This window comes from Williamsia sp. Y712, assembly GCF_059445525.1.
The window spans coordinates 907,242-920,479 of the sequence record NZ_JCAIUN010000002.1 but is presented as its reverse complement, the minus strand read 5'-3'; the positions used below and the strand labels follow the sequence as shown (position 1 = coordinate 920,479).

Genomic DNA, 13,238 nt, shown 5'->3' with positions numbered 1-13,238 from the left:
ATGAGGTTTATCTGCAGCCGGCTAGGCGAAGTCGCCACCGGCGGCTGTGGGGACACCCGAAATGTGGATGATCGAACTGAGCTCCCATGAACCCGGTGAGTCGATGTTGTCTTCGCCTGGGTTGAGCAGCGGATCGGTATCCGGTGTCCACGTCGGTTGGACATTGATCCACGACTGCGGGTCACCGTCGAGCAGTCCGGCGAACACTGCCGCGACGATGGTGGAGCCGACTGCGCCGAGGTGTTCGCCACCGCCGAGTTCGGCTTCCTTGAGGATGTAGAACCAGAGTGAACCCGGTTCCTCGGGTTCGATCCTGATCGGTGTGATGCCGAGCTTCTTTGCCACGTCGACACCACTGGGGAGTTCCAGCTGAAGCCCTCGCAGAAGATTGCGCGATGCCAGAACGTTGTTGGGGTCTCCGGGCTTGCCTTCATGGAGAAACGCAAGCGCATTCGCGAGTTTCGTGTCGATTCGATGTGCGCGCTGGGGAAACCTCGGAACCCTCGATGTTGCCATCGGCAAGAACCAGTCCCATTGGATGGCGTTTTCGTGGCTCACCGGTCCGAAACCGAAAAGGTGATCGGGCGGTTGTTGCGTTCCGGAATTGTCGAAGATCGGCACAAGGTCGTCGTCGCCGACTCCGCGCTTCAAGTTCGTATTGTATTTTGACCGGACCATCGAATGGCCGAATCGGTATGCCGCCCCGGAGAATTCGACTGGCATGTACGGCTGATCATGCCAGTCGTACACCTCTTTGAGGCCGCGGGTCCACGCCGCGGGGATGGTTCCCGCCACCGGTGGGACGAGTGCTTTGTCCTGGATCGCATGGTCGGTGATCCGTTTGACGAAGTCGTGCCACACAACCCACTGATAGAGCCAGCGCAGTGTTGTTCGGGCCGCCGTGAACGCATCGGGGATGTCCTGTGCGATTGCGCGGTCGACCAACGTGTTGTGAGCCAACAGAAATGCGAGATGCAGCTGACTGACGATGCTGTTCTCGTCGTTGCGCGGATCGCCGATCAGTGCGCGTCCCTTGGAGTTTCGGGGTAGATCATGAAGGCTGGTCGAGGGTATGTCGCCGACCAGGAACTTTCGCTTGGCCGGGTCGGGCTGGTCGGTGTCGTACAGGTAGGGCTGGTCGTCCGGCCCGCGGCCGTACAGGTTGTCGAGATCAAGGCGCGGTGTCCGGAAGTTCGCGAGCTTGTTGGGGTCGTTCACCCGCTGCAGGCTCGATGCCGGGTCGAACGTGATGTCGTGGTCGATGAACTGGCCGAAGTAGGTGTAGCCGGCCGGGATCACGGACTTGAACTCCGTGTTCATCGCCGGTTCGTCGACTTCATGGGGTGGCGTCGGGATCCCGTTGGGGGCCGCCTCGATCATGTGTTTGTTTGCGAACTCCAGGCAGAAGGCCTCGAGTTCCGCGCTGTCGGAGATGGGTTTCCCGTCTTCGCCGGTGGGACGCCACGGTGCAAGATCGCCGAAGAGTCGACCATATGGGCCCTGGTACAGACGGGAACGCGGTGAGACGGCTTCGTACGAGGATGTCGATTCGTGTGTCATGGTGACCTGCTTGGTTGACGGTGCACGGAAAAGGGCGACGTTGCCGGAGCTTTCGTCTTTGATACCGCGATCACCGGCCGGTTGTCGTGCCTCATCGGGCAGAGATGAAATGGCGGGCGGCGTCTCTGCATCCGCTGTGACGTCTGCAGGCATCGCCGCCCTGCCGTGGTTGAGAGTAACAGAGATTCGAACGTATGATCGAACTGTGAAGGTGGCAGATATAGGCGGTGACGGTGGACAACCGCGTGGTTCGGCGTTCGTCCGAGTCGGCCATGTCGCCGTGTCGATCGATCTCGTGACCCTCTACGCCTACCAGCCGCACCACTCGGGCATCTATCACCCCGAGGGGTTGCAGTTTCGTCGAAAAACGGTGGGAGTGCTGACCGAGTGGGGGATGACCGAGTGGGGTGAATGGTTCGGCAAGGTCACCTACACGATCCCGGCGCGCGGCCGCGAGGAGAAGGTGACGCACTGGGTACCGGGCTGGGCATTGCGGCCGGTTGCGGAGCCCGGACCTAGGTAGCCCGCCGCGTGTGGTTGATCCGCGAAGTGGCGGGAGTCGGCATAGAGGCGGACCCTGGAAGGACCATGTCTGCGAACCTGGCGGCCCCCGGCCGGCGGTCTGCACGAGCTGCCGTTGCGGTCTGGTTGATCGCTGTTCAAGTCTTGCTGACGGCGTCCGTCGGCGCTTTGTTCTGCGGGGCAGGCAATGCGACCGTGGATTCCATCGAGGCTCGGACACCGTCGCGGTCGTCGAGTGAGCGCCTGGTGAGCGCAGCTGCCGAGGCTGCGGCTGGGACCGCCGGTGGGATCGAATTGGAGGCAGCGATCCTCGACACGACGACCGGTGCGCTGGCCCCGGGCGGTCCCGGCGACCCGCCCATGCTGTCGGCGTCGCTCTCGAAATTGGTTGTGGTGGTGGACATCATCGATCGCCGGCGGGATGAGGGCTTGATGGTGAGTGGACCCGACCTCGATCTGATCCGGCGAGTGCTCGGGCCCAGCGACGATGTCGCGATGAGCGAGCTCTGGGCCCGTCTCGACGGGCAAGGTGCGGTCGATCGGTTGGGCCCGCGCCTCGGGTTGACCGGGACGATTGCACCGGTCGACTCCTCGGACTGGGGGGAGATGACGGTGACCGCGGCAGACATCGCGCGCATCTACGGTCACGTGCTGGCCATGCCCGCATCCGACCGGGATCTGATCCTCGATGCGCTTGCCGCAGCACCTCCATTTGCGACGGACGGTTTTGCCCAATACTTCGGTCTGCTCGCCGCGAGGCCCGACGGCGTGGCGGTCGCCAAACAGGGCTGGATGTGTTGCTGGGGCCAGACCGGCTACCTGCACAGTGCGGGCCTGGTCGATGGCAACGGGCGCTTTGTGGTTGTCCTGCTCAGTCGTCAACAGTACGAACAGGATTGGCAACCGGCGCGCGACCGACTGACGACGGTGGCGTCCGCTGTCAACGACGTACTCGGCACTGCCGACCCCCGTCGTGTGGTGACTTCGACGACGGTGGCGCCTCGCTGATGCGATGGCGATCGGTCGACAAATGGCCATGCAAAAAGGGAGACCACCCGGGTGGATGGTCTCCCTCTTGTTTGCTCAGTTGACGCTCGGACTGCCCTACTTCGTGTAGAGGCCCTCGATGGCGGCGGTGTGCGAATCGTGGATCACGTTGCGCTTGAGCTTGAGGGTCGGCGTCAGTTCGCCCGACTCGATGGTGAAGTCGGTCTCGATGACCCGGTACTTCTTGATCGCCTCGGCCTTGGACACCAGGGCGTTCGCCGCGGCGATGGCTTCGTCGACGTCGGCATGAATTTCCTTGTGCTCCAACAGATCTGAGATCTGCATATCTGCCGGGAGGTCGTGGCGTTCGAGCCAGCCGGGCAGTGCCTCCGGATCCAGGGTGATCAGGGCGGCGATGAACGGCTTGTTGTCGCCGACCACGAGCGCCTGACTGACCAGCGGATGGGCGCGGACGGCATCTTCCATCTGGGCAGGCGAGACGTTCTTGCCGCCCGCGGTGACGATCAGCTCCTTCTTGCGTCCCGTGATCGACAGGTAGCCATCGTCGAGTGTGCCGATGTCGCCGGTGTGGAACCAGCCGTCCTTGATGGCCTCTTTGGTGGCCTGCTCGTTCTTCCAGTAACCCCCGAAGACCACCGGTCCCTTGAGCAAGACCTCGCCGTCGTCGGCGATCGCAACCGACTGACCATGGACGGGGCGTCCGACGGTTCCGATGCGTTGTGCGCCTTCGGCATTGACGGTGACGGCTGCGGTGGTCTCACTGAGGCCGTAGCCCTCGTAGATCGGCACGCCGATACCGCGGAAGAAGTGGCCGAGGCGCGCGCCAAGCGCGGCACCGCCGGAGACCGCGCTATCGCAATTACCGCCGAGTGCGTCGCGCAGTTTCGAGTAGACCAACACGTCGAACAGCTTGTGCTTGACCTTGAGGACCAGGCCGGGACCGCCGGTGTCCAGTGCCTTCGAGTACTCGACGGCGGTGTCGGTGGCCGCGGCGAAGATCTTGCCTTTGCCGCCGTCCTCGGCCTTTTGCTTTGCCCCGTTGTAGACCTTTTCGAAGACGCGGGGGACCGACAGCAAGTAACTCGGTTTGAAGGCGGCCAGGTCGTCCATCAGCGTGGGAGACACCGTGGTGTGGCCGAGTTGCACGAGGTGCACGATCGATGCCACCGAGATGACCCGCGCGAAGATGTGGGCCAACGGGAGGAATAGCAGCGTGGAGCTGCCCTCGGACATCAGGTCGCCGAGGGTCACCCGGACCGCGTGGCATTCATGGATGAAGTTGGCGTGGGTCAGCGCCACACCCTTGGGCTTGCCGGTGGTCCCGGAGGTGTAGACCAGAGTCGCGACGTCGGACGCCAGGGTGTTGGCGTGGCGCTGCTCGAGTTCGTCGTCGTCGATCGTCTCGCCGCGCTTCACGAGCTCGTCGATGCCACCTTCGTCGATGACGAGTGTCTCTTTGAGTTCGGTGGCGTCGGCGAGTACAGGGGAGTGTTGCGCCTTCTGGTCGGCATTCTCGAGAACCAGCACCGAAGTTCCGGAGTTCTCGACGATGTACTGGACCTGCGAGGGTGACGAGGTCTCGTAGATCGCGACGGTGACGCCGCCTGCCCGCCAGACGGCGTAGTCGATGACGGTCCACTCGTAGCGGGTCGCCGAGAGGATGGAGACGCGGTCACCCGGGCCGATACCCGATGCGATGAAGCCCTTCGCGACCTTGTCGACCAGATCGGCGAACTCTTTGGTGGTGACGTCGTACCAGGAACCATCCGTCGCGCGGCGCTTGAACAGTGTTTTCGTGGGTGACTCGGCGCGGTGCTTCAGCATCGAATCGACGATGGACGCCTTCTCCGGAACAACAAAGTCCGAGGGGACGGTGATCTCTTGCACGTTTGCCTCCAGTGGAAACGAATGGCGGACAGGGGTGACCGACCAATTCGGACACCCGTAGCTGTGGGCCACGTTACCTTTTCTTATTACTCGCGAGTAGGGGGCTGACGGTGTAAGTGTGTCGCATCCTCACCACGCGACTCACGAATAACGGATTCAAGCTGATCACGGCTACAGTGGAAAGCGATGACAGACAGTATTGGTGCGGCCCCCACGAGTGATATGGCCGCCGAAAATGAAGAAACCGTGACCTTCGCAGACCTCGGGATGGATCCCCGCGTGTTGCAGGCGCTTACGGATGTGGGTTATGAAACCCCATCGCCGATCCAGGCAGCGACCATTCCGCCGCTCCTCGAGGGTCGGGATGTGGTGGGTCTTGCACAGACCGGCACGGGTAAGACCGCTGCCTTTGCAGTGCCGATTCTCTCGGGTATCGATCCGAACGGTCGCAAGCCCAAGGCGCTGATCCTTGCGCCGACGCGTGAACTGGCGTTGCAGGTCGCCGAGGCCTTCGGCCGTTACTCGGTGCACCTCCCCGGAGTGAAGGTGCTGCCGATCTACGGCGGCCAGAGCTACACCGTGCAGCTGTCCGGTCTGCGCCGCGGAGCCCAGATCGTCGTGGGTACGCCCGGTCGCGTGATCGATCACCTCGACAAGGGCACCCTCGACATCTCCGAGCTCGACTACCTCGTCCTCGACGAGGCGGACGAAATGCTCAACATGGGCTTTGCCGAGGACGTCGAGCGCATCCTGCGCGACACCCCCGACAGCAAGCAGGTGGCACTGTTCTCGGCCACCATGCCGAAGACCATTGGGCGGTTGTCGCAGAAATACTTGAAGAACCCCGTCGAGATCACGATGAAGGCCAAGACCGCGACTGCGTCGAACATCACGCAGCGCTATCTGCAGGTCTCTCACCAGCGCAAGATGGACGCGCTGACCCGTGTGCTCGAGGTCGAGACATTCGACGCGATGATCGTGTTCGTCCGTACCAAGCAGGCCACCGAGGATCTCGCCGAACGCCTGCGTTCGCGCGGTTTCTCGGCAGCAGCGATCAACGGTGACATCGCCCAGGCGCAGCGCGAGCGGACGATCGCACAGCTCAAGAACGGTCAGGTCGACATCCTGGTTGCCACCGACGTCGCGGCCCGTGGGCTCGATGTCGAGCGGATCTCGCACGTCCTCAACTACGACATCCCGCACGACACCGAGGCGTACGTGCACCGGATCGGTCGTACCGGCCGCGCCGGTCGTTCGGGTAACGCGCTGCTCTTCGTCTCGCCGCGCGAGCGTCACCTGCTCCGCGCCATCGAGAAGGCCACTCGTCAGCCGCTGGAAGAAATCGGTCTGCCGAGCGTCGACGACGTCAACGCGCAGCGCGTGGCGAAGTTCGGTGAGTCGATCACCGCGAACCTCGGATCGGACAACCTCGACCTGTTCCGCAAGCTGATCGAGAATTACGCGAGCGAGAACGACGTCACGATGGCTGACATCGCGGCTGCGCTGGCACTCGAAACGCGTGATGGCGGATTCCTGCTGTCACCTGACCCGCCGGCGAGCGAGCGCAAAGACCGCGATCGCAAGGAACGTACTGAGCGTTCCGGACACGGCGACGGCGATTTTGCGACCTACCGACTGGCCGTCGGCAGGCAGCACAACGTCACCCCGGGTGCAATCGTGGGTGCAATCGCCAACGAGGGCGGCCTGTCCCGTGGCGATTTCGGTCACATCAGCATCCGCGCCGACCACTCCCTGGTCGAGCTGCCTCGCAATCTCGATCGCGACACGCTGTCGCGGCTGCGCAGCACTCGGATCGCCGGTGTTCCCATCGGCATCAAGAAGGACGAGGGTTCGCCCCGCGGCGGTCGCTCGCAGGGTGGCGGTTCGAAGAGCTACGGCAACAAGTCGTTCAGTCGCGATCGGCGCGGAACGCAGAAAGTTGCCGGCCGCGGCCCCAGGTAGTTCACAGGGACCTGGTCCTATCGCTGGAAAACATGTCCGTGTTGGGGAAGTATTCGACAAAATGAGATCTTCTCGTAACAATGCAGTCTGGTGACACGATCTCACCAGTGGCACATGTACATCTCTCGATAGCAATAGGAACAGTATGGGTTCAGTGGCGACAGCGGATCCGATCTCGGCAGCTGATGCAGCCGAGCATCGGGATCGCGGGACAGCGATCGTGGTCGATATGCGACCACAAGTAGTGCGGCATCAGGGTAGTTTGCCCGGGGCCGTCGTGGTCGAGCCCGGTGAGTTGGAGGATGCCTTCGACCCGGGTTCGAGTCGCCGGATCCCGGTGATCGACGGATTCGACACCGAAATCGATGTGGTGTCGGTGAAGTCACAAGCTTCCCGGATCGCCGAAAAGATCGCAGCCCTGGGGTACACGAACGTGCATTATGTTGTCGGCGGGTACCGCGCGTTGCGCGGTGCCATCAGCCACAAGTGACGACAGGCCGTAACAGACACGCGGTGTGAACCGAGACGCTTCAGCGGGTAGCGTTCAGGGTGATAAATAGTGTCAACCTGAGGCTTAACTCGAGGACGTGATGACCGATTCGGTGTCCGGCGACGACCGGCGTGGCAGGGTCCTGCGGTTGTTGCAGTTCTTGCATGAACTGATCCGCGCAAAATCGTCGGTGATCCGTGACGTGAGCGAGCACGCCGGCGTGGTGTGGCTCGGCGACGGCTATGACATCTCGATCAACCGTGACGCTGCCGTGGGCCAGGTGATCACCGAGCTCTCGCGCGACAATCCAGCGCAGAACACCGCGTATGACCTCCTCGCGCAGGCGGTCGACGACTTGGCCGAGCGTCCTGAGTCACTGGAACTGGTGCTCGCCTCGGGGCTGTTGACGTATGGCGACCCGCTTCTGGTCCGCGAGCATCTCGTGACCCAGCCCGTTGTCGCCGTCCATGACCACACCGCGGGCATCATCACCGTCAAGCTCGCCGGAGGCTCGCAACCTGAACTGCACGCCGGCCATCTGCTGACCGGTTTCGACGGTTTCGATCTGACTGTCTCGGCCGAACTGTCCGGCCAGCTGGCCACCACGCGCTCACCGGTTGCGGACTCGATCGAGAAGTTCTTCACCAAATGGCGCCGTGCGGTTGCCGATGACCCGGCGTCGGTCCAGGTCGACCTGGAGCCCGCGCTGGTACTCCGACGACGTGGCTTCGCCCCCTTGCTCGACTACTACGAGTCGATGATCGCGGCTCTGCGCGACGAGTCGAACGAGATCCCGATCGGTCTGGCCCAGCTGGTCGAACCGGTCGAGGCAGAGGAGCGTGTTCGACGTCTGCGTGACAGTGGCGCGATGTCGGCTGAAGAACTCATCGAGGATGCGCTCTATCCGTTGCCGTCCAACGTCGAGCAGCGCGACATCCTGGCCCAGCTCGGTCTCGACAGCGGCGTGGTGGTCGAGGGTCCGCCCGGAACCGGGAAGACCCACACGATCGCCAATTTGATGACCGCGCTGCTGGCCAAAGGACAGCGGGTACTGGTCGTCTCCGAAAAGGCGCAGGCCCTGCACGTACTGCGTGACAAACTGCCCGTCGAAGTACAGCAGTTGGCGGTGTCGATCACCGACGTCACCAAAGACGGTTCACAATCGCTGATCGACAGCGTGGAAGCCATCGCCAATCGCAAGGGCAGCTTCCAGTCGCGGGTGGCGACCAGCGAGATCAAGAACCTGCGGTCCAAGCGTGACCAGGCCCGGTCCAAGCGGGAACAGATCCTGCGGGACATCTGGCAGCTGCGCGAGTCCGAGACCGAAAAGCACGAGTGGGTCGCGGCCGGCTACAGCGGTACCGCCGCCGGCATCGTCCGGCAGTGCAATGATGTTGCCGCACAACATGATTGGTTACCGGGACCGCTGCACAGCCCGTTGCCGCCGCTGGAGCGTGAAGAGTTCGATCGGTTGCTCGAGCTACTGGGTCGTCGCACCGAGCAGTGGGCGAGCCGGATCGGCCAGCATCTACCCGACCTCGACCTGGTCCTGCCCGGAACGATGGAACTCGAGTCGATCTGTAACCGGGTGCGCAATCGACCCACCGAGCAGATGGTCGGCAGCGGTTCGCTGCTCGCGATCCTGGCCGATGTCGACAGTGCCCGGTTGCTGCGTGTGAAGGCAAGGTGTGATCGACTCGGCGCCGCCGTGCGCGAAGTCCGCACGTTCCCACCGCATCTGCAGCAGATGGCAGACCGATTGCTCTCGGGTGAGGCCTCCTACCTGTGGAATCGCGTCACCGCACTCTCTGCGGTGATCGACGACGCCACCGAACGTGACACCCGGATCGGCACCCACACGGTCGAGGGCCACGGTGCCGCGCCCGGCGATGCGGTGCTCTACGAGAAGGCGGCCGAGTACCTCGAGTCCGGTGGCCAGTGGCGGGCACGTTTCCGAAAAGCGCAGGAGCAGAAGGCAGTCGAAGATCTCGGTGCCACCTTCACCGTGGACGGGCGTGAACCGACGGATGCGGCGTCGCTGCGTCTGGTGGCCGATCATCTCGGCGTGCTCGATGCGGTCAATCGCGTACAGGCGATCTTGTCCGAGGTGGGCGTGCCGATGGATACGTCCGGCACCCGATCGGTGCAACTCGGACGGTTGGTACGTCTCGACGGACAACTGGGCTGGGTCTCCGAGTTGCTCACTGGCCGTGACCAATTGGTCCGTGAGCTCAATGCAATCAGCCCCGGCGGCCCGCGCCCGAAGAGCATCGACGAGGTCGAAGAGGTTGCGCGGCAGGCCGGTGCGATCGCTGCCGCCAACGACGGTGTCCTGGCACGACGCGAACTCGATGACGTGGCACGTGCGCTGTCGGCCGAGGTCGAGAAGGGCCCGTCGCCGGAAGGGGACGCGCTACTGGCAGCGGTGCGGGCAGCGGACGCCGATGCGGTCCTGGAGGCTCGCCGGGCGTGGCACACCGCCCGCGTCGAACTCGAAAACCAGGGCGCGCTCGATCTTTTGGAATTGAGGCTGAAGGCGAAGGCGCCTGCCCTTGTCAAGCTTCTTGTCGAGACCGCAACTGATCCCGTATGGGAAGACCGTCTCGAAGATCTCGATGCCGCCTGGTCGTGGCGACGCGCCTACCAGTGGGCCCAAGAGCGTAGCGACCCCGACCGAGAGAGCCGCCTGGAAGCGGATCTCGATGAGGTCGAGGCGGATATCACCCACTTCACCGCCCGGTTGGCTGCGGCCTGCGCTTGGCGGGAGTGCCTGGAGCACATGACCGTCAGTCAGGTGCAGGCACTGCAGTCCTATCGCGACCACATCACCAACATCGGTAAGGGTTCGGGTAAACACGCCGAGCGCTTCCGGCTGGCAGCACGCTCCGCGATGGCGCAGGCACAGACTGCGGTTCCGGCGTGGATCATGCCGATCGCGCAGGTCCTCAGTTCGGTTGCGCCCGCACAGAACTCATTCGATGTGGTCATCGTCGACGAGGCCAGCCAGGCCGACATCTCCAGTCTGTTCCTGCTCTGGCTGGCACCGCGGGTGATCGTCGTCGGCGACGACCGGCAGTGTGCACCGGGTGGTTTCGGCGGCTCGGGTATGGAAGAGGTGTTTGCCAAGCTCGACACCTACCTGCCCGACATCCCGCAGTACATGCGTGACAGCCTGACTCCGCGGTCGAGCCTGTTCTCGATGCTTCGGACCAGGTTCGGTCACGTGGTGCGCCTGCGCGAACACTTCCGGTCGATGCCGGAGATCATCGAGTTCTCCAGTCGGCAGTTCTATCCGGATTCGCCGCTGATCCCGGTGCGCCAGTTCGGTGCCGACAGGTTGCCGCCGTTGCGTACCCGCTACGTCGAGAACGCCAGGAGTACCGGAACCAACTCCTCGTTGGTCAATGCCGACGAGGCCGCGGCGCTGGTCGGTGTTGTGACCGAATGCATGGAGGATCCCCGCTACGACGGGATGTCCTTCGGTGTGGTGGTACTGCAAGGTCAACGGCAGGTGGACCTTCTCACCCAGATGCTGCGGGAAGCGCTCGATCCGCAGGTGTGGCGGGACCGCAACCTCCGGATCGGCACACCGCCGGACTTCCAGGGCGACGAACGGCATGTGGTGTTCCTGTCGATGGTGGTCTGCCCTGACACCAACGTGAATGCTCTGCGGCGCAGTGAATCTCAGCGGCGCATCAATGTTGCCGCATCTCGCGCGATGGAACAGCTGTGGCTCGTCCATTCGGTTCAGCCGGACGATCTCAAGGACAACGATCTGCGGTACTCGCTGCTGACCTACATGCAGAAGACCGAAGGCGCCCTGGTCGATCCGATGCCGACCGGCGTCACCCCGAACACACGTACGGAACCTTTCGATTCACTGTTCGAGCAGCAGATCTTTGTCGACCTCGTCGACCGCGGATTCTATGTGAATCCAAAAGTGGTGGTGAACAACCGGGTCGTCGATCTGGTTGTCACCGGCAGCGATGCCCGGCTGGCAGTGGAGTGTGATGGCGACGAGTTCACCAGTACCCCCGAACAGGCGCGAGCCGACATGGAGCGCGAGCGTGAACTCCGGCGGTGTGGTTGGCGGTTCTGGCGGGTACGGGAATCGGAGTATCTGCTCAATCCGGAACATGCCCTCGACGGACTCTGGGATGAACTCGAAAAGCGCGGTGTGCGACCCAATTCGGTGGGTCCGGACCTGGCAGGCGGCCCGGTTGACGACCCGTGGGTGCCGGTGGCGCTGACCGGCGGCGACTAACCGGTAGCCCGGACCTCCCGGAGTAGTGCGGGAAGGCCCGCGCCAGCCGTGGTTTGCATGAAGTGGGTGACCGATGACCTCAAAGGTGTTGGCTCCGGGTTGATCTCGATCACCGGAATGCCTGCGGCGAGAGCTCGCTCGGGCAGTGATGCGGCAGGGTAGACCAGACCCGATGTACCGACGACGATCAACAGGTCGCAGCCGAGCGCGGCGTCGGCCGCGCGACCCCAGGCGTCGGAGGGGAGTGGTTCGCCGAACCACACGACACCCGGGCGTACTTCTGACAGACATTGTGGACACGAGGGCGGTTCCACGCGCGGTGCCTCGGTCGCGATCTCCGGATCGGCGTCGATGCCGAAGTAGGGCAGCTCGCAGTTCGAGCACCGGGGTTCGAACAGGCTGCCGTGAAGATGTGCGATGACCTCGCTACCGGCGCGTTCGTGTAGGTCGTCGACGTTCTGGGTGATCACCGAGACGGTGCGGCGCTCGGCCCACTGCGCCAGCGCCACATGGCCCTGATTGGGGGTTGTCGAGCGCACGAGCTTGGCGCGCCACTGGTACCAGGCCCAGACCATCGCGGAGTCTCGGGACCAGGCTTCCGGTGTGGCCAGTTCGGTCGGATCGAAGCGTTCCCAGAGACCGGTCTGCGCGTCGCGGAAGGTCGGCACTTTGCTCTCGGCGGACATTCCGGCGCCCGAGCAGACCGTCACCCATCCGGCGTCTCCCACCAGATCTGCGATTGCCGGATCGAGTGCGGATTCAGTCATCGGTGGTCGAGCTCTCCAATTGGGCACGCAGAATCGCGGCGGTCGCGGGCAGGTCGGGGTCACGTCTGGTCAACAACCCTTTTGCCAGGGTCAGCTTGTCACCATGGTGACGTGGCACCACGTGCAGATGTGAATGGAAGACCGATTGGAATGCCGCGCGGCCGTCGTTGACCAGGAGGTTGACGCCGTCGGCGGCGATGGACGAGGACCGCAGTGCGGCAGCGACCGTCTGGCCTGCCACAAAGAGCTTGCCGCCGAGTTCAGGGCTCAACTCGGCGAGGTCGGCGGCATGCTTTTTCGGGATCAGCAGGGTGTGGCCGGGGCGGACCGGTCGGATGTCGAGGAATCCGAGGATGTCGACGTCTTCGTAGACGAGGTGGGCTGGCGATGAACCGTCGGCGATGGCACAGAAGATGCACTCCGTCATGCGCCCACCCTAGTGGCAGCCGAGAACGACGCGATCAGTGACATATTCAATTATCACGGTTTGGTAACAACTCGACGGGACCGATTCGCACCGGCCGAGCGGTCGTTCGGGCGGTGTGAACTGGCGTTTTCCGATAGTTCGACTGCCTACAGATATTCATCAATGGACTACCGGCGAGGTTACCGACGGGTATACCCGCGGGTCACTTTCAAACATGAGGAAAGCCTCATTTTTGTGTGTAAACATGGTCTCCATGCGCATCTGACGACGCCAGGCGTCGAGGCCTGGCTCTGGAGATGGATCATGTTGGAGCACAACATGATCGACAGCGTAGTGGTCGCTGACAGGTGG

9 protein-coding genes are annotated in these 13,238 nt (G+C 63.3%); 5 read left to right on the top strand and 4 right to left on the bottom strand.

Going from position 1 to position 13,238, the window contains the following annotated elements:
• Positions 1 to 21: 21 nt before the first annotated feature.
• The gene (locus AC1D75_RS19075; RefSeq protein ID WP_495516856.1) at positions 22 to 1,713 is read right to left on the bottom strand and encodes a peroxidase family protein; all 1,692 of its coding nucleotides are present in this window, start codon (positions 1,711 to 1,713) and stop codon (positions 22 to 24) included.
• 58 nt (positions 1,714 to 1,771) lie between these two features.
• Between AC1D75_RS19075 and AC1D75_RS19070 the strand changes: the two genes are divergently transcribed.
• Both AC1D75_RS19070 and AC1D75_RS19065 read left to right on the top strand, forming a co-directional pair.
• Positions 1,772 to 2,083, top strand: a complete 312-nt coding sequence (locus tag AC1D75_RS19070) for a hypothetical protein (protein ID WP_495516933.1) — start codon at positions 1,772 to 1,774, stop codon at positions 2,081 to 2,083.
• A 65-nt stretch (positions 2,084 to 2,148) separates the two neighbouring features.
• Positions 2,149 to 3,090: a serine hydrolase gene (locus AC1D75_RS19065; RefSeq protein ID WP_495516855.1), complete on the top strand. Its 942-nt coding sequence runs from the start codon at positions 2,149 to 2,151 to the stop codon at positions 3,088 to 3,090.
• 96 nt (positions 3,091 to 3,186) lie between these two features.
• Here the strand turns inward: AC1D75_RS19065 and AC1D75_RS19060 are convergent, their stop codons facing one another.
• A complete protein-coding gene (locus tag AC1D75_RS19060; protein WP_495516854.1) occupies positions 3,187 to 4,977 on the bottom strand; it encodes an AMP-dependent synthetase/ligase in 1,791 nt (596 codons plus the stop codon).
• A gap of 222 nt (positions 4,978 to 5,199) precedes the next feature.
• On the opposite strand from AC1D75_RS19060, the gene AC1D75_RS19055 reads away from it, so the two are divergent.
• From AC1D75_RS19055 to AC1D75_RS19045, 3 genes are all read left to right on the top strand, one after another.
• Positions 5,200 to 6,939: a DEAD/DEAH box helicase gene (locus AC1D75_RS19055; protein WP_495516932.1), complete on the top strand. Its 1,740-nt coding sequence runs from the start codon at positions 5,200 to 5,202 to the stop codon at positions 6,937 to 6,939.
• A gap of 154 nt (positions 6,940 to 7,093) precedes the next feature.
• Positions 7,094 to 7,429, top strand: coding sequence for a rhodanese-like domain-containing protein (locus tag AC1D75_RS19050; RefSeq protein WP_495516853.1), 336 nt, complete (start codon positions 7,094 to 7,096; stop codon positions 7,427 to 7,429).
• A 100-nt stretch (positions 7,430 to 7,529) separates the two neighbouring features.
• Positions 7,530 to 11,693 (top strand): PDDEXK-like endonuclease domain-containing protein, encoded by a 4,164-nt coding sequence (locus AC1D75_RS19045; protein ID WP_495516852.1) that lies wholly within the window; start codon positions 7,530 to 7,532, stop codon positions 11,691 to 11,693.
• Here the strand turns inward: AC1D75_RS19045 and AC1D75_RS19040 are convergent.
• Both AC1D75_RS19040 and AC1D75_RS19035 read right to left on the bottom strand, forming a co-directional pair.
• On the bottom strand, positions 11,690 to 12,460 hold the full coding sequence (locus AC1D75_RS19040) for an SIR2 family NAD-dependent protein deacylase (protein WP_495516851.1): 771 nt from the start codon (positions 12,458 to 12,460) through the stop codon (positions 11,690 to 11,692). The two genes, AC1D75_RS19045 and AC1D75_RS19040, sit on opposite strands and share 4 nt — an antisense overlap.
• A complete protein-coding gene (locus tag AC1D75_RS19035) occupies positions 12,453 to 12,887 on the bottom strand; it encodes an HIT family protein (RefSeq protein WP_495516850.1) in 435 nt (144 codons plus the stop codon). The genes AC1D75_RS19040 and AC1D75_RS19035 overlap by 8 nt, the downstream gene beginning before the upstream one ends.
• Positions 12,888 to 13,238: the final 351 nt, after the last annotated feature.

Excerpts from the sequence above, each read along its gene's own strand:
- AC1D75_RS19075 (WP_495516856.1), bottom strand. The coding sequence starts at position 1,713 with ATGCCTGCAGACGTCACAGCGGATGCAGAGACGCCGCCCGCCATTTCA.
- AC1D75_RS19065 (WP_495516855.1), top strand. The coding sequence starts at position 2,149 with ATGTCTGCGAACCTGGCGGCCCCCGGCCGGCGGTCTGCACGAGCTGCC.
- AC1D75_RS19055 (WP_495516932.1), top strand. The coding sequence starts at position 5,200 with ATGGCCGCCGAAAATGAAGAAACCGTGACCTTCGCAGACCTCGGGATG.
- AC1D75_RS19045 (WP_495516852.1), top strand. The coding sequence starts at position 7,530 with ATGACCGATTCGGTGTCCGGCGACGACCGGCGTGGCAGGGTCCTGCGG.
- AC1D75_RS19040 (WP_495516851.1), bottom strand. The coding sequence starts at position 12,460 with ATGACTGAATCCGCACTCGATCCGGCAATCGCAGATCTGGTGGGAGAC.
- AC1D75_RS19035 (WP_495516850.1), bottom strand. The coding sequence starts at position 12,887 with ATGACGGAGTGCATCTTCTGTGCCATCGCCGACGGTTCATCGCCAGCC.